At 64.1% G+C, this 16,694-nt stretch carries 16 protein-coding genes; 12 read left to right on the forward strand and 4 right to left on the reverse strand.

Annotated elements, in window-relative coordinates:
* The first annotated feature begins 57 nt into the window (after positions 1 to 57).
* The 3 genes from ACK2SD_RS15510 (at position 58) to ACK2SD_RS15520 (ending at position 3,649) form a co-directional block, all read left to right on the forward strand.
* Complete coding sequence (locus ACK2SD_RS15510) at positions 58 to 810, forward strand: GntR family transcriptional regulator (protein ID WP_029613153.1); 753 nt, start codon at positions 58 to 60, stop codon at positions 808 to 810.
* Between the two features lies 1 nt (position 811).
* Positions 812 to 1,375: an NUDIX hydrolase gene (locus tag ACK2SD_RS15515; RefSeq protein ID WP_412460246.1), complete on the forward strand. Its 564-nt coding sequence runs from the start codon at positions 812 to 814 to the stop codon at positions 1,373 to 1,375.
* A gap of 93 nt (positions 1,376 to 1,468) precedes the next feature.
* A complete protein-coding gene (locus tag ACK2SD_RS15520) occupies positions 1,469 to 3,649 on the forward strand; it encodes an ATP-binding protein (RefSeq protein ID WP_412460247.1) in 2,181 nt (726 codons plus the stop codon).
* Between the two features lie 26 nt (positions 3,650 to 3,675).
* Here ACK2SD_RS15520 and ACK2SD_RS15525 read toward each other — a convergent pair whose 3' ends face one another.
* Entirely contained in the window at positions 3,676 to 5,886 is a 2,211-nt protein-coding gene (locus ACK2SD_RS15525; RefSeq protein ID WP_412460248.1) for an ATP-binding protein, read from the reverse strand.
* 381 nt (positions 5,887 to 6,267) lie between these two features.
* Between ACK2SD_RS15525 and ACK2SD_RS15530 the strand changes: the two genes are divergently transcribed.
* The 7 genes from ACK2SD_RS15530 to ACK2SD_RS15560 all read left to right on the forward strand — a co-directional run bounded on the left by ACK2SD_RS15530 (position 6,268) and on the right by ACK2SD_RS15560 (position 13,194).
* Complete coding sequence (locus ACK2SD_RS15530; protein WP_317870258.1) at positions 6,268 to 6,936, forward strand: GntR family transcriptional regulator; 669 nt, start codon at positions 6,268 to 6,270, stop codon at positions 6,934 to 6,936.
* A gap of 60 nt (positions 6,937 to 6,996) precedes the next feature.
* Positions 6,997 to 7,806: an ABC transporter substrate-binding protein gene (locus ACK2SD_RS15535; protein ID WP_029613152.1), complete on the forward strand. Its 810-nt coding sequence runs from the start codon at positions 6,997 to 6,999 to the stop codon at positions 7,804 to 7,806.
* A gap of 15 nt (positions 7,807 to 7,821) precedes the next feature.
* Positions 7,822 to 8,592 (forward strand): amino acid ABC transporter permease, encoded by a 771-nt coding sequence (locus ACK2SD_RS15540; RefSeq protein WP_039576963.1) that lies wholly within the window; start codon positions 7,822 to 7,824, stop codon positions 8,590 to 8,592.
* Position 8,593: 1 nt separating this feature from the next.
* Positions 8,594 to 9,373, forward strand: coding sequence for an amino acid ABC transporter ATP-binding protein (locus ACK2SD_RS15545; RefSeq protein WP_116887982.1), 780 nt, complete (start codon positions 8,594 to 8,596; stop codon positions 9,371 to 9,373).
* A gap of 10 nt (positions 9,374 to 9,383) precedes the next feature.
* A complete protein-coding gene (locus tag ACK2SD_RS15550) occupies positions 9,384 to 10,475 on the forward strand; it encodes a polyamine ABC transporter substrate-binding protein (RefSeq protein ID WP_317870253.1) in 1,092 nt (363 codons plus the stop codon).
* A gap of 33 nt (positions 10,476 to 10,508) precedes the next feature.
* Entirely contained in the window at positions 10,509 to 12,125 is a 1,617-nt protein-coding gene (locus ACK2SD_RS15555) for a gamma-glutamyltransferase family protein (RefSeq protein WP_039576956.1), read from the forward strand.
* Between the two features lie 184 nt (positions 12,126 to 12,309).
* Positions 12,310 to 13,194 carry a hypothetical protein gene (locus ACK2SD_RS15560; RefSeq protein ID WP_412460249.1) on the forward strand — a complete coding sequence of 295 codons (885 nt, stop codon included), beginning with the start codon at positions 12,310 to 12,312 and terminating at the stop codon, positions 13,192 to 13,194.
* Between the two features lie 60 nt (positions 13,195 to 13,254).
* Here ACK2SD_RS15560 and ACK2SD_RS15565 read toward each other — a convergent pair whose 3' ends face one another.
* Both ACK2SD_RS15565 and ACK2SD_RS15570 read right to left on the reverse strand, forming a co-directional pair.
* Positions 13,255 to 14,328: an aldo/keto reductase gene (locus tag ACK2SD_RS15565; protein ID WP_304484291.1), complete on the reverse strand. Its 1,074-nt coding sequence runs from the start codon at positions 14,326 to 14,328 to the stop codon at positions 13,255 to 13,257.
* Positions 14,329 to 14,518: 190 nt separating this feature from the next.
* Positions 14,519 to 14,965, reverse strand: a complete 447-nt coding sequence (locus ACK2SD_RS15570) for a hypothetical protein (protein WP_412460250.1) — start codon at positions 14,963 to 14,965, stop codon at positions 14,519 to 14,521.
* A 394-nt stretch (positions 14,966 to 15,359) separates the two neighbouring features.
* Here ACK2SD_RS15570 and ACK2SD_RS15575 point away from each other — a divergent pair, with 394 nt between their 5' ends.
* A complete protein-coding gene (locus ACK2SD_RS15575; RefSeq protein ID WP_412460251.1) occupies positions 15,360 to 15,794 on the forward strand; it encodes a YeeE/YedE family protein in 435 nt (144 codons plus the stop codon).
* A gap of 2 nt (positions 15,795 to 15,796) precedes the next feature.
* A complete protein-coding gene (locus ACK2SD_RS15580; protein WP_116887975.1) occupies positions 15,797 to 16,207 on the forward strand; it encodes a DUF6691 family protein in 411 nt (136 codons plus the stop codon).
* Between the two features lie 102 nt (positions 16,208 to 16,309).
* Here the strand turns inward: ACK2SD_RS15580 and ACK2SD_RS15585 are convergent, their stop codons facing one another.
* On the reverse strand, positions 16,310 to 16,537 hold the full coding sequence (locus tag ACK2SD_RS15585) for a hypothetical protein (protein ID WP_029613145.1): 228 nt from the start codon (positions 16,535 to 16,537) through the stop codon (positions 16,310 to 16,312).
* Positions 16,538 to 16,694 lie beyond the last annotated feature (157 nt).

Raw genomic sequence — 16,694 nt, forward strand, 5'->3', positions numbered from 1 at the left:
CGTCTGGGTTCGGGGCGCTTCGAGCCTGGCGCAACAGCCACACACAGAGCTCCCCTGATGAAACGCCAGCCACTCGACGACAGCTTCAAGGTCAACCGCAACCCCGTCACGCTCCGCGAAATCGTGCTCGACAAGCTGCGCGCGGCGATCATGAACTTCCACCTGCTGCCCGGCGACCGCCTGGTCGAGCGCGACCTCTGTGACCGCCTGGGCGTCAGCCGCACCTCGGTGCGTGAAGCGCTGCGTCACCTGGAGTCCGAAGGCCTGGTGGAGTTCGCCGACGCCAAGGGCCCGCGAGTGGCAATCATCACCTTGGAGGATGCGCGCGACATCTACGAGCTGCGCTGCGTACTCGAAGGGCTGATCGTCCAACTGTTCACCCTCAACGCCAAGGCCAAGGACATCCGCGCCCTCGAGCGTGCCCTGGAAGTGAACCGTGAAGCGCTGGAAGAAGGCGAGCTGCAGCAGGTGCTCGATTCGGTGCAAGGCTTCTACGATGTGCTGCTCGAAGGCTCGGGCAACCACGTCGCCGCCACCCAGTTGCGCCAGTTGCAGGCCCGCATTAGCTACCTGCGCGCCACCTCGGTGTCGCAGCAGAACCGCCGTGGGGCCAGCAACCGGGAGATGGAGAAGATGGTCGAGGCGATCAAGAGCGGCGACCCGAAAGCAGCGCACCAGGCCTCCGTCGATCACGTGCGCGCCGCCGCCAAGGTGGCCCTGGAGTACCTGCGCCAGAAGCAGGACGACAACGCCCAGGTGCGCGACATCGTCGCGCCCTTGGCCCTGAAGGACCCTCGCATAGGCCGCTAATATGCCCAACGCCCCGCGCTACTGCCCGCACTGCACCACGGCACTGGACCGGGGCGTCCCCACCGGCGACACCCATGCTCGCCAGCACTGCCCGGCCTGCGGCTATATCCACTACATCAATCCGAAGATCATCGCCGGCTGCATCATCGAGCGCGACGGTCGCTACCTGCTGTGCCAGCGCGCCATCCCGCCGCGCCCTGGTACCTGGACGCTGCCAGCCGGGTTCATGGAGGCCGGGGAAACCACCGAGCAGGCGGCGCTGCGCGAGGTGTGGGAGGAGACCGGCGTGCGCGCCGACATCATCTCGCCTTACTCGATCTTCAGCGTGCCGAAGATCAGCGAGGTGTACATCGTCTTCCGCGCCATCGCCACCGAGGAAACGGGCCAATTCGGCCCCGAAACCCTCGACTACCGTTTCTTCGCACCCGAAGACATTCCCTGGGACGAGATCTACTACCCTGCGATCCGGCAGATACTCGAGCGCTATATCCTCGAACGCCAGGCAGGTGTGTATGGCATCTACATGGGCAACGACGACAGCGGCAAAGTGCACTTCATGCGCTGAGGCCTGCTGCGCGCCCGATTGGCACAAATCACTCGCCAGCCAGCCATTCCCGGTGCACCCTATGCGCTCCTGACAAGCGAAGCGGCAATTTTCATGGCGAATTGGCTGGAAGGCGGCGGACATATGGCCGAGCGCATCCGCACCCACGACTGGGCGGCAACGCCGCTTGGCCCCCTGGACACCTGGCCGGATGTCCTCAAGACCACCGTGGCCCTGTGCCTGGGCTCGCGCTTCGCCCAGGCGGTGCTGTGGGGCGACGAGCTGATCACCCTGTATAACGACGCCTTCATCGAAATCCTCGGGGACAAACCCCTGGCCCTGGGCCGTCCGTTCAGCCACGTGTGGCAGGAGGCCTGGAGCGAGATCGAAGGTATGGCGCAGCGCGCCCTCGCGGGTGAAGCCGTGTACATCGAAGACTTCCCGTTGATCATCGAACGCCATGATCGGCCCGAACGGGCCTATTTCACCTTCTGCTACAGCCCGATCCGTGACCAGCACGGTCGCGTGGTCGGCATGCTCGATACGGTCAACGAAACCACCGCCAACGTGGTGGCCAACCAGCGCCTGAAATTTCTCGACGACCTTGGCCGCGCCGTGGCCAACGTCACCGAGCCGGAGTGCATTCTGGCCATCACCACGGCTCGACTGGGCGAGCATCTGAACCTGTCCAGTTGCGCCTACGCGCTCATGGCCCCGGACCAGGATGGCTTCACCGTCTGCGGCGACTGGGTCGCCCCTGGGTTACCGCAATTGCTTGGCCAGTACCGGCTGGCCGACTTCGGGCAGTTGGCCCAGCAGCGCCTGCGCGCCGGTGATGCGCTGGTGATCAACGACCGCGACGCCGAACTTGATCCCGCCGAGGCCGTGGCTTTCGCCGGCATGGGCGTCAGCGCGACGATCTGCAGGCCGCTGGTCAAGGACGGGCGCCTGACGGCCCTGATGGCCATCAACGACCAGCAGCCCCGGCTGTGGACCGGCTACGAGTACGCGCTGATCAGCGAAGTGACCGAGCGCTCCTGGGCACACATCCAGCGCGTGCAGGCCAGCACCGAGGCGCGCGAGACGCTACAGGCGCTAGAGGTGCTCAACGCCACGCTGGAACAGCGGGTGGAGGAACGCACCGAACAGTTGCTGCACACCGAAGCACTGCTGCGCCAGACCCAGAAACTCGAAGCCATCGGCCAGCTCACCGGCGGCGTGGCCCACGACTTCAACAACCTGCTGACCATCATCCGCTCTTCCCTGCACTTCCTGCAGCGTCCGGACCTGGACGACAGCCGCCGTCAGCGCTATCTCAAAACCGTGGCCGACACCGTCGATCGCGGCGCCAAGCTCACCGGCCAGTTGCTGGCCTTCGCCCGCCGGCAAGCCCTCAGCCCGCAGGTGTTCGAAGCCGGGCCACGGCTCGAGGCCATGGCCGAAATGCTCGATACCGCGACCGGCGCACGCATCCAGGTCAACCTGGAATTGCCGGACACGCCGTGCCATATCCGTGCCGACCTCGCCCAACTGGAGACGGCTGTGATCAACCTGATGATCAACGGCCGCGATGCCATGAATGGTGAAGGCGTGCTGCGCCTGCGCCTGCAGCCGGATCAGGTGGTGCCGACGCTGCATGGGCAACCGGGCCTGAGTGGAACCTTCGCCGCGATCTCGGTGATCGACAACGGCGTGGGCATCGCCCAGGACCTGCTCGAACGTATTTTCGACCCGTTCTTCACCACCAAGGCGTCCGGCCAGGGCACGGGTCTGGGCCTGTCGCAGGTGTTCGGTTTCGTCAAGCAATCCGGCGGCGACGTGCAGGTCACCAGCGTGCCCGGCCAGGGCACCACCTTTACCCTTTATCTGCCGCAGGAGCGCGCCACCGACGCCCACGCCGCCCCCGAGCCCAGCTCGCCGGTCACCGTGGAGCACGGGCCACGGCGAATACTGGTGGTGGAAGACAACCGCGACCTGGGCAGCTTCACCGCGCAGATTCTCAAGGACCACGGCTACCAAGTCAGTTGGGCCACCTCGGCCGAAGATGCCCTGGCGCAGATGCACATGACCGAAGACCCCTTCGACGTGGTGTTCTCAGATGTGGTGATGCCTGGCATGGGCGGCTTGGCCCTGGCCCGTGAACTGCGTCGCAGCCAACCGCACCTGCCAGTGATCCTGGCTTCCGGATACAGCGATGCCATCGCTGAAGGCGGCCATCAAGGCTTCCCCTTCCTGGCCAAACCTTACTCGGCCGAACAGGTGTGTCAGATGCTCGACAGCGTCCTGGCCGGCTAGCACCGCCAGGGCGCGCGGACTCGGCGTCAGACCGACGGCACCAACCGCGCCAGGCTACGGGCCAGCTCGCTCCGCCGAAAGGGTTTGCGCAGCACCTCGAACCCGCACAGTTCACGGGGCGTGAGGTTGGCGTAACCGGTGATGATCAGCACAGGCAGTTCGGGCAAATGCATGCGTAAGTGCTTGGCCAGCTCGGCGCCAGTCTGCTCGGGCATCACCTGATCGGTGACCAGCACCTCCAGCGCCAAGCCCTGCTCCAGCAGCGTCCGTGCTTCGGCGGCACTGGCGGCCTCGGTGACCTGGTAGCCCAGATCGCGCAACTGCATGGCCGTCACCTGACGCACGATAGCTTCGTCGTCCACCAACAGCACCCGCACCGGCCCTTGAGCGCTGGGCACCTCCTGAGCGTAGTCTTCCCGGCTTGGCCGGTAATCGGCACTCACTGGTAACCACAGCGTCGCTACCGTCCCCTTGCCCAGTTGCGAGCGGATGGCGAAGTCGCCGCCGGACTGCAGCGACAGCCCCTGCACCATGGGCAGTCCCAGCCCGGTACCCTTGCCGACGCCCTTGGTGGAATAGAACGGTTCGAAACAGTGGGCAAGCACGTCTTCACTCATGCCGCAGCCGGTGTCGGCCACCTCCAACCAGATCACCTGGCCTGCTTCCAAGCCTGCCGGACGATCCTCGCGCGCGCTGTCCAGGCCGGCGCTGATCCGCAGGTGCCCACCCTGAGCCATGGCGTCACGGGCGTTGACCACCAGGTTGAGCAGCGCCACCTCCAATTGATGCGGATCGATCACCGCGGCGGGCAGGTCGGCGGCAATGTCGATGTGGATGGCGATGGTCGGCCCCAGCGAACGGCTGATCAGTTCGTGCATGTCGCTGACCAGCGTCGCCAGTGACACCGGTTGCGGCTTGAGGGTCTGGCGCCGGGCAAAGCTGAGCAGGCGGCCGACCAGGCTGCGGGCGCGGTCCGCCGCCTGCAGCGCACCTTCGATCAGGCGCGCCGAGCGCGCGGTGTCGTCGGGGCGTCGGGCGATCAGCTCCAGCGTAGCGATGATGGGCGTGAGCATGTTGTTGAAGTCATGGGCAATGCCGCCAGTGAGCTGGCCGACGGTTTCCATCTTGCGCGCTTCGTGCAACTGCATGAGGTCCGACTCACGCTCTGCCAGCATGCTGGCGACGCGCTCCTCCAGCGTGGCATTGAGCGTCATCAGTTCCAGCAGCGTGGCTTCCAGGTGCGCGGAACTGGCGTGCAACGCCTGTTGGGCGCGGGCATGGAGGATCGCCGACCAGGCCAGTTGGGCGGCTTCTTCCACCAGGCGACACTGGTCCACGGCGAGCACCTGGGGACGGTCGAAATCCACGCACAGCATCGCCTCCAACACACCCGCACGTAACAACGGCACCTTCAGGCTGGCGCAAGGTTCAGCCGATGCGCTGGCCAGACGATCCCCGAGCAGCGGATGGCCGGTCTGCAAATACGCGTGCACCTGTGCGCCGTGCTCGCTCCAGGCGCCTTCACCGGTCTGCGACGGTACGCCGTCGACCCAGTCGCGGGTGACACGATAGCGCTCGCCATCGCCCAGGTCCTCGGCCAACCACACCCGTGACGCGCGCAACTCTTCGCCGAGTCTGCGTGTGACGTGAACCTCGATGGCCTCGGCCTCGGCGATCTCCGGCAAGGCCTTGCCCAGCGCCAATAGAAACGCTTGGCGCCGCTCGAACTGCACCCGCTCAGTGGTCTCGGTGACGATGCACAGCACGCCGCCGACACTGCCATCGGCCTCGCGCACCGCCGAGTAGGACACATCGAAATACACGGTCTCACCGACGCCGTGACGTTCCAGGTAAAAGGCACGGTCCTTGGCCGAAAACGTCTCGCCGGTCTCGCGCACGTTGCGCAACAGCGGCTCAAGGTCGTCCCACAGCTCGCGCCAGTGCTCGATGGCCGGGCGGCCCAAGGCATGCGGATGCTTGGCGCCGATGGTCGGGGCGTACGCATCGTTGTACAGCGCCAAGTACTGCGGCCCCCAGAACAGTACGATTTGCGCCTGGGCAGGAAGAATGGTGCCCATCAAGGTTTTCAGGCCCAGCGGCCAGCTCTGAGGATCGCCCAGGGGCGACGCGCTCCAGTCCCGCCGCAGCAGCAACGTAGCCACCGTTCCGCCATCGCGCAGAAAGCCGGGCTCAGGCGAGCGAGTACGGGATGTATCGCTGTCCTTGATTGAGTTCATGTTGGGCGGACCATCAGGGTTTTTACGGCACGGTTAGCGGATTCTGAGCGTATGAAATCAGCGACTTGGATACGTTCCCTTGAGAGCAACGCAGATTGCTCAGCGGTCGACTTGTTCACGCTCCAGACGTGAACCGCCTCTCAAAAAGCGGTTGATACGGGCGTAGCCAGCAATAAGCCCCCTTTGTTACCGAACGTTTCCAGACGCCCGCCGACGGGGCACAAAAGTGACACCTGCTCCGACTCAGCGCACCAATCGCACCCGCGTCTTTTCAACATTCCTTTGCCATTCAACAGCTTGCTTCGAACACAAAAACTGGCACGCGCGGTGCATTACTGCCTACATGGATAATTGGATACAAAAATCCACAAGGAATTCGGTATGCATCTGGTCTCGCCCTACCCCCGTCAGCCCGCCACCGCCGAAGAAGAGGCCTACGCCTTTCTGCTCGACGCCATCTGCAAGGGCCGCTACCGCACCGGTGACCGGCTGATCGCCGAAGACATCGCCAATGACATCGGCATGAGCCGCATGCCGGTGCGCGAGGCGTTCCGCCGCCTGGCCGCCGAAGGCCTGGTGAACCTGCGGCCGAACCGTGGCGCCATCGTCAGCGGCCTGAACATCGAAGAAATGCGTGAAGTGTTCGAGATGCGCAGCGCGCTCGAAGGCCTGGCCATCCGCCTCGCCGTCGCGCACCTGAACGAACGCCACCTCAGTCGCCTGGAGCGGTTGCTCGACGAGATGGACGAGTGCCGCGACGACAGCGCCGAATGGATCGGCCGTCACCGCGCCTTTCATCACTACCTGTGCAGCCTGGCCGAGCGCCCGCGCCTGCTGCGCCAGATCAGCGCGCTGTACTCGGTGATCGAGCCGCACCTGCGCCTGTGGCTGCAGCATGTCGACAAACCCTTGAGCGCCCGCGAAGAACACGCCGCCATCCTCGATGCCTTGCGCAGCGGCGACGCCGTCCAGGCCCAGCGCGTGCTCTGCGAACACATCGAGGGCACGGTGCCCTCGCTGCTGGAATTCCTCGAAGCAACGGGCACCTGAGACCCGCACTTCGACTGTCCCACTGAACTGCCACGGCAACCTCACCTTCTGGAGCTGACCATGTTCGTACGCAGGATCCCGCAGTGCCTCATCGCCCTTTGCCTTGCCGCGCCCCTGGCGCATGCCGACGCGGTCAAGATTCCCGACCGTCTGCAGCACGCCGACAAACTGGTGTTCTGCGGCGCCATGGACTCGCCGCCGATGGGCTTCTTCGACGCCGCGCAGAAACCGGCCGGGGTCACCGTGGAACTGGGCCAGGCGATTGCCAAACGCCTGGGCGACAAGCCCATCGACTGGCGGGTGACGCCCTTCTCCGGGCTGATTCCGGCGCTGCTGGCCGGGCAGTGCGACATGCTCGCCGACCAGCTGTTCGACAAGCCCGAACGGCGCGAAGTGATCGACATGGTCAACTACATGTATTCCAGCCAGGCCGTGGTGGTCGGCAAGGGCAACCCCAAAGGCATCCATACCCTGGATGACCTCTCCGGCAAGAAAGTCGCGGTGCTCAACGGCTCCACCATCCGCACCCTGCTCGAAGCCCACAACGAAAAGCTCAAGCAGGCCGGCAAAGCGCCCATGCAGGTGGTGGTGTACAACTCCGACACCGACGCCTTCCAAGCCCTACGTATCCAACAGGCCGATGCCTACGGCACCACCCTGGAAACCGCAGGCTATTACCAGGGCATGGCCCCCGACCTGTTCGAGACCGGCGTGCCGGCCTTCGCCCGCATCCTCACCGGTTTCGGCTTTCGCAAGGACGACCCGCAGTTGAGCGCGGCGGTGACGCAGATCATCAAGGACATGCAGGCCGACGGCAGCTACCAGGCGCTGCTCGCCAAGTGGCACATCGAAGGCGACAAGCTGGACTGACCTGAGGCGACCACGATGAATTTCAATTGGGACGTGTTTTGGCAATACCTGCTGCGACCCAGCGACATCTACCTGTACGGCCTGTGGCTGACCTGCGTGATCGCGGTCAGCGCCATGCTCCTGGGGTGTCTGCTGGGCCTGTTGGCAGCCCTGATGCGGCTGTCGTCCAACCCGCTGCTGCAATATCCGGTGCGCTGCTACGTGTGGCTGATGCGCGGTACGCCACTGCTGGTGCAGATCGTGTTTCTCTACACCGCACTGGCCGCCGGCGGCATCTTCCGCTTCCAGGACCTGGACCTGGGGCTGTTCGTGCTGCCCGGCAACATCCAGGCAGCGATCATCGCCCTGGGCCTGAACGAAGGCGCCTACATGGCCGAGATCATCCGCGCCGGCATCGGCGCGGTAGACAAGGGCCAGTACGAGGCCGGACGCTCGCTGGGCATGACCTTTGCTCGACTGATGCGGCGCATCGTGCTGCCCCAGGCGTTGCGGGTGATCGTGCCGCCGCTGGGCAACGAGTTCAACGTGATGCTCAAGAACACCACGCTGGTCAGCGTGATCGGCGTTCAGGAACTGCTGCTGAGCACACAGATGGTCACCTCCGCGACTTTCCGGGTGTTTGAGCTGTATCTGGTGGTCGCGATCTACTTCCTGGCACTGACCACGCTCTGGGGCCTGTTCCAGCGCTGGCTGGAGAAACGTTTCGGGCGCGCCGACGGCCACGTGGCGTCGGCCCCACGACGAATGTTCGGCCTGCAGGCCATGAAACTGCTGAGGGGGCGCTGAGATGACCGGCACACATCACCCGGTGGTGATCCAGGCGAACGACGTGCACAAGTCGTTCGGCGAACTGCAGATTCTCAAGGGCGTGTCCCTGGAGGTGCACAAAGGCGAGGTGGTGGTGCTGATCGGCGCCTCCGGCTCCGGCAAGACCACCTTCATCCGCTGCATCAACCTGCTCGAGGACATCCAGGGCGGCAGCATCCGCGTCAACGGCGAGCTCATGGGCTACCGCGAGCGCCCTGACGGCAAGCGCGTACGTGACTCCGAAAGCAACATCGCCCGCCGCCGTCGCGACATCGGCATGGTGTTCCAGCGCTTCAACCTGTTCCCGCACATGACGGTGCTGGAGAACATCATCGAGGCCCCAACCGGCGTGCTCGGCGTGCCCCGCGCCGAGGCACTGGAGCAGGCCCGAGCGCTGCTGGCCCGGGTGCGCCTGAGCGACAAGGCCGAGCACTACCCTGCGCAGCTTTCAGGCGGGCAGCAGCAGCGCGTCGCCATCGCCCGCGCGCTGGCCATGAAGCCCCAGGCCATGCTGTTCGACGAACCCACCAGCGCCCTCGATCCGGAGACCGTTGGCGAAGTGCTGCAGGTCATGAAGGAGCTGGCCGAGGACGGCATGACCATGGTGGTCGTGACCCACGAGATGGGCTTCGCCCGCGAAGTGGCCGACCGCGTGGTGGTGCTGCACCAGGGCGAGCTGATCGAGCAAGGCCCGCCGGCCCAAGTGTTCGGCAACCCTCACCACCCGCGCACGCGGGAATTTCTCAGCCGCGTCCTGTAGAGGTCGACCCATGCGCACATCCCTGCCGTCCCTCGCCGCACTTGGCCTGTTGGCCTGCGTCAACGCCCAGGCCGACCAGTCACTGGTACGCTTCTACAACTGGTCCGACTACATTGGCCCCGACACCCTCAAGGCGTTCGATCAGGCCAGCGGCATCAAGGTCCAGTACGACGTCTTCGACACCAACGAGATGCTCGAAGCCAAGCTGCTCTCCGGCCACTCCGGCTATGACCTGGTGGTGCCGTCCAGCCAGTTCCTCACCAAGCAGATCAACGCCGGTATCTACCAGCCGCTGGACCGTAGCCAGTTACCCAACTGGAAGCACCTGGACCCGCGACTGATGCAACGCCTTGAGGCCGCCGACCCCGGCAACCGCTTCGCGGTACCCTACATGTGGGGCACCGTGGGCATTGGCTACAACGTCGCCAAGGTCAAGGCCGTACTCGGCGACAACGCGCCGGTGGACTCCTGGGACCTGGTGTTCAAACCGGAAAACCTGGCCAAGCTCCATCAGTGCGGTGTGGCCTTCCTCGATGCGCCGGTGAAGATCATTCCTCAGGCCCTGCACTACCTCGGCCTGGACCCCAACAGCCAGAATCCTGACGATTACCGCAAGGCCTCGGCCCTGTTGCAGAAACTGGCGCCGTCGGTGACCTATTTCCACTCCTCGCGCTACACCACGGACCTGGCCAATGGCGACATCTGCGTGGCGATCGGCTACTCGGGCGATGTCATGCAGGCGCAGAGCCACGCCAAGGAAGCCGGCAAGGCCATCGACATCCGCTACTCGATCCCCAAGGAGGGCGCCAACCTGTGGTTCGACATGCTCGCCATCCCGCGTGACGCGCAGAACCCCAAGGGCGCCTTGGCGCTGATCGACTACCTGCTGCGCCCCGAGGTGATCGCCAAGGTCAGCGACTACGTCGGTTATGCCAACCCCAACCGCGACGCCACCGCCCTGCTCGACCCCAAGGTGCGCGACAACCCCGGCATCTACCCCAGCGACGCGGTGATCGAAAAACTGTTCGTCTCCGCCGACCTGCCGCCGAAGATCCAGCGCGTGATGACCCGCGAATGGACCCGGATCAAGACCGGCCAATGACGGCTGCAGAGCCCTTTTTAAGAGTCCCCCGACATGCTTGATTTCTCCGCCCACGAATACCCCTACGCCTCCCAGCGCCAGAGCGTCTTCGCCCGCAACGGCATGGTCGCCACCTCGCAGCCCCTGGCGGCCGAGGCCGGCATCGCCATGCTGCGCGCCGGCGGCAACGCCATCGACGCCGCCATCGCCACCGCTGCCGCGCTCACGGTGGTCGAGCCCACCGGCTGCGCCATCGGCGGCGACGCGTTCGCGCTGGTTTGGGTCAAAGACCAGTTGCACGGCCTGGACGCCAGCGGCCGCGCCCCGGCGTCGCTGTCGATCGAGGCGGTGAAGGCTGCCGGTCACGACAAGATGCCCGTGCACGGCTGGCTGCCAGTCACCGTGCCCGGCATCCCCTCGGCCTGGGCCGCGCTGTCCGAGCGCTTCGGCAAGTTGCCCTTCGCCGACCTGCTGCAACCGGCCATCGCCCTGGCCCGCGACGGCTTCCCGGTGTCGCCGGTGGTCGCCCATCAGTGGCGCATTGCCCAGGACGAATACCAGGCGAGCCTGGAACGCGAACCGGCCCTGCAAGCCTGGTTCGACACCTTCCTGATCGACGGCCAGGCGCCCCAGGCGGGCCAGTTGTTCCGCAATCCGGCCCAGGCCCGCAGCCTGGCCGAGCTGGCCGAAACCCGCTGCGAAAGCTTTTACCGTGGCCCGCTGGCCCAACGCCTGGCCGACCATGCGGCGGCCAGCGGTGGACACCTGAGCGCCGCCGACCTGGCCGGCTACCGGCCCAAATGGGTCGAGCCGATCAAGCTCAACTACCGCGGCTATGACGTCTGGGAGATTCCGCCCAGCGGCCAGGGTCTGATCGCGCTGATGACCCTCAACATTCTCCAGGGCTACACCTTCGACCAGCGCGACAGCCAGCTCACCTGGCATCGCCAGCTCGAGGCCATGAAGAAGGCCTACGCCGACGGACTGCACTACATCACCGACCCCGAACACATGCGCATGGCCACCGAGCAGTTGCTGGGCGAAGCCTACGCCGCCCGTCGCCGCGCCGAGATCGGCGAGCGCGCCCAGGCCCCGCTGCACGGCGATCCGCACGCCAGCGGCACGGTGTACATCGCCACCGCCGACGGCGAAGGCAACATGGTCTCGTTCATCCAGAGCGCCTACCACGGGTTCGGCTCCGGCGTGGTGCTGCCCGACAGCGGCATCGGCCTGCAAAACCGCGGCTCGGAGTTCAGTCTCGACCCTGGGCACTCCAACGCGCTGGCGCCGGGCAAGCAGACCTTCCACACCATCATCCCGGGCTTTCTCAGCAAGGACGGCGTGGCGGTCGGTCCATTCGGCGTGATGGGCGGCTACATGCAGCCCCAGGGCCATGTGCAGATGGTGATGAACCTGGTGGACTTCGGCCTCAATCCCCAGGCCGCCCTGGATGCCCCGCGCTGGCAGTGGCTGGGCGAGATGAAGGTCGGCATCGAACAAGGCGCCTCGCGAGATCTGGCCTTCGCCCTGGCCCGGCGTGGACACCAAGTGGAAATCGCCCATGACCTGACCGATTTCGGCCGCGGCCAGATCATCGTGCGCGACCCTGTCACGGGCGTGCTGTGCGGCGGCACCGAGCCGCGAGCGGATTCGCATATCGCGGTCTGTTGAACCGCGGCGTGGCGCTGACAGCACTTCGGCTGCCAGCGTCCTGTCGCCTAGGCGACAAGCAGCTTTTGCGAACCGACCTACAGCGCGGCGCGCCTACTTCACCTTGCAGGAGCAGCTTCCTCCTCAGAAAATTCGCAACCGATCCATCGCCCCCCAGGCGTGCGGTCGTGGCTGAACTGACTGAATGGAATCTGACCTGCCCATGAACGCGCTAAAAACCAAACTGCTCGACGCCTACCGGCGAACCCCCGTCTCACATCGTTTCTACCTCGCATCGATAGTCCTCTACCTGCTCGGCTTCGCCTGTCACCTGAAGACTGGGCTTCCTTCGCTCACTGCGCTCACCGGCCTGACCAGTGCGTTGGTACTGTGCGGATTCATCGCTTGGTGCCTGCCTTTGACGCGTTGGGTGCACGCCGCCTGGGAAAGGCCCGTCGCAAAAACGCCCATCATCTTGCTGCATTTGCTGGCGCTGCTGATCGCCACTGCCTGCGCCCGATTTGCGGTGGCCGAGAGCCTCGGCCTACCGCCACAAAGCTTCGATCTCACGGTCGGCTTCCTGGCTGCGCTGTTCTATCTCCCGGCCTGGTTGGCGGTGGTGGGGATCCTGCTCGGACTGGCGGCGGTAATGATCATGATCGTCGCCTTCGCCACCCTGCCCTTCGAGGCGGTGTGGCAACAATTGGCCTTTTTGATCAACCCGTGGCGAAGCAAGCCTATGACCGGGCCGCCCCGCCAGATGATGATCTTCCATGGTCTGGGCGCCCTGTATGCCGGCGTTCTTCTTTCGACGGGCTATAGCTACGCCACGGAAGATTTCAGCGCGACCTTCAAGACGCTGGTAACGGTCGTCGCGTTCAAGAGCGACTTCCACCAAACACCGAACTATCCCGGCTATCGCTCCGGCGAGTACGTACATCCCTTGGAGAATGGCTATATCGCTTTCGTCCGCAGTCAAGACGACCACAGCACGGTGTTCGGGGTGAGGTCTCAGGCGGCAGATGCAGCGGAGGTCGAAATTGGAACATTGCCAGGGCCTGGCTCGTTTCTGAAATCACTGTTTCAGTAGGAAGGCCGACAGCCGCCGAGTCGTGGAAAAGCGGCAGACAGACTGCCGCCTCGCATCCTGTCATTCGCCGCGCTGCTTCATGGTTTCACGATACAGTGCGATGAACGGCGCCTCGGCCGGGTCGATGCGATCCATCTCGGCTGCAATTCGATGCCAGTAGGGATACTGCGGTGCAATGCGAGTAGCTTGCTCGATCTGTGCCAGATCCTCGGCCGTCAGCACCAGATCCACCGCCTGCAGGTTGTCTTGCAACTGCTCGAGCGAGCGGCCAGCAGTGATCACACTGGTGATGCCCGGGCGGTCCTTGAGCCATGCCAGGCACACCCGCGCCGGCGAACAGCCGTGGCGCTGACCAACTTCGATCAAGGTCTCGATGATGTCGTAGGCGCGCTCACGGTCATGCACGTAGGGTTCTGGCCAGTTATTACCCTGGCGTGTGCCTGGCGGCGTCTGCTGACCACGGCGCACCTTGCCGGTAAGCAGACCCTCGCCCAGCGGCCCCCACACCAGGGTCGCCAAGCCTTGGTCCAGCGCCATCGGCAGCAGTTCGTACTCCGCCTCGCGTGCCTCGGGGGTGTAATAGATTTGCTGCGACACCGGCTGTTGCCAGCCATTGAGTCGCGCGCTGCCCAGGGTCTTCATCATCTGCCAGGCGGTGTAGTTGGAAGTGCCGAAATAGCGGACCTTGCCGCTCTGCACCAAGTGTTCCAGCGCCGCCAGGGTTTCCTCCACCGGGGTGATACCGTCCCAGTTGTGGATCTGGTACAGGTCGATATGGTCAGTGCCCAGGCGCTTGAGGCTGGCCTCGCAGGCGCGGATCAGGTGATAACGCGAGGCACCGCTGTCGTTGGGGTTATCCCCCATCGGGCTGCGCGCCTTGCTGGCGAGAATGATCGACTGACGTTTGGCACCCAGTGCTTTGCCGACGATTTCCTCAGCCAAACCGTGAGAGTACAAGTCAGCGGTGTCGACCAGGTTGACCCCCGCCTCGAACGCCAGGTCGAACTGACGTCGAGCCAGATCAACGTCCACACTGCCGGTTTTCTCGAATGCGCCACGCCCACCGAATGGGACCGTGCCCACCACCAGCTCGGATACCAACAGGCCAGTGTTGCCGAGTGCTCGATACTTCATGGGGTACCTCCGTTGAAAGACACTTGGAAGTACCGACGCAATCGCGAGCTGAAACGTTCAATCCGATCAACATCGCCTGGTTACCGAGCGTCGCGGCTGGCCGCAGCATCCTCGACGCAGATGCAAAGAAGCGTCGTGGCTACTGGCCAAGGACACGGGTCGCAAGCAAATAGAGCGCCGGCCCTTATGATCAGGGCCGCATCAAAGGCTCGATACCGATCCAGCGCTTGACCGGATGATGACAAAGCTCCAGCGGCGGGATCTCGATCCTGCGCCCCTGAACCTGCAGCTCACCCAGATGAATAGTCCATTTGGAGTCCGGTGCGAACTTATCCGTCGGAAAAATCACGTACGTCGAGCCATAACGTGTGTTGTTGGTGATCTTTGGAATCAGCCGGTGCACTTCATCACTGTTGATGTCGTACGGCGAAGGCCGAGCGTCGCGCTCGTCTTTCCATGGATAGTCGTAGGTCTCGTTGCTCCCCACGTACACTTCAGGCCGCGCTTTGAGCTGTGAGCCGTCCTCGAAAGTGATGTACGCCTGTCGGCTGTCGTACAGCATCGGAATCGGTGCTTCACCGCGACTGGAGGTAGACGTGGGCCGGCGCCGGTCCTCGTTGTAGGCGATCAATTGCACGTAGAACTCCGCTCGCTTGTATTGCTCGCCGGGATACTGCACATGCAGCACCTGCTGGAACGGCTGGTCGCTCCAGCGCGCAGCATGATCGTAGAGGTAGGTTTCCAGGTGAAGCGTGGTTTCGTCTTTGGGGCCGACTGCTTTGAACTAGAACGCGGACTGGCACAGGTCCGCGTAGGCTGGCCGTTCGCGCTGCCAAGGTACGCAGGCAGTGAGCGAGGTAACAACGAGAACCAGCGGGAGCAATAGTACGCTGTAGGAAGAGTTCATGACCGGCCCTGGTCCGCAGCTCAAACGTCAGATTTTCCAGGCCCGCGGCGACGCTGTCCAGACAGCCATTTTGCTATCATCGCCCGCCAGACTCCGACACAACCGTCTCCACAGGAGAGGCCGCATGACTATCGACTGGAGCAATTTCACGCCATGGGCGTCACTGGCCGGCGGCGCGCTGATCGGCCTGTCCGCCAGCCTGTTCATCGTCGCCAACGGCCGCATCGCTGGCATCAGCGGCCTGCTCGGCAGCGTATTGCAGCGCGGGAGCGAGGGCTGGAGCGAAAAAGCCCTGTTCCTGCTGGGTCTGCTGTTGGCACCGCTGCTGTGGGGACTGTTCACCGTGCTGCCTGAGATCGACATCCACGCCAATTGGCCGATCTTGGCCATCGCCGGCCTGCTGGTCGGCATCGGCACGCGCTACGGCGCGGGCTGCACCAGCGGCCATGGTGTGTGCGGTATTTCTCGCCTCTCGCCTCGCTCGCTGCTGGCCACCCTGTGCTTCATGGCTGCTGGCTTTGCCACGGTCTACCTCATGCGCCACGTGCTGGGGGGTTGAAGATGCGCAGATTAACCGCGCTTCTCGCTGGGCTGATCTTCGGCTTCGGCCTGCTGCTCGCCGGTATGGCCAACCCTGCCAAGGTACTGGCGTTTCTCGATGTGACCGGCACCTGGGACCCGTCCCTGGCGTTGGTGATGGCCGGTGCCATTGTTGTAGCTGCAATCCCTCTGAACTGGGCGCGTAAACGCACGCACTCGCTGCTCGGCGCACCCATCCAATTGCCCAGCAAACGGGCGCTGGATGCCCGCCTGGTGGGCGGCAGCCTGCTGTTCGGCGTGGGCTGGGGATTGGCCGGGCTCTGCCCTGGGCCGGCTGTAGTGCTACTGGCAACGGGACGTTGGCAGGTGCTGCTGTTCGTGACGGCGATGCTGTTTGGGATGTGGATCTTCGCGCAGTTGGAGAAGCGGTAGACGTCTTGACGACTGTTTCTTGGAGAACGTCTTTCGCAGAAAAAGAAAGAGGGCCGCATCGCGGCCCTCTATGGCATTGACTCGCTAAAGATTATCGACGCCTCACAGGTCTTTCTTCACCGTCTTGTCGATGTGCTTGCCTTCTTTGTGGCGTTCTTTGTTCAGGTGATGAGCGCCCTTGTCGATTTCCTTGCCATCATGTTTCGCACCCTTGTCCACTTCGCGGACATCATGCCGGACGCCCTTTGCCACCTCGCCTTCCGCCTGTGCCATGGACACCGTCATGAGGGTGGTCAGGGCAATCGCAATCGCAGCAACCGTTTTCTTGATCATGTCAGCACTTCCTTCGAGGGGTATATGTTCTTGGGTCTTGCACGCTGAATGTAGCCGAAGACAGACACGAAAAAAGGTAGGTAAACGGGGTTTAATCTGGGGTGAGTTTGCCAGGATCGAAAACGGAGATGATTGACGAGCGACGATGAGCTGG

The organism is Pseudomonas sp. SC11 (assembly GCF_047039205.1).
Classification (GTDB): Bacteria; Pseudomonadota; Gammaproteobacteria; order Pseudomonadales; family Pseudomonadaceae; genus Aquipseudomonas; species Aquipseudomonas boreofloridensis.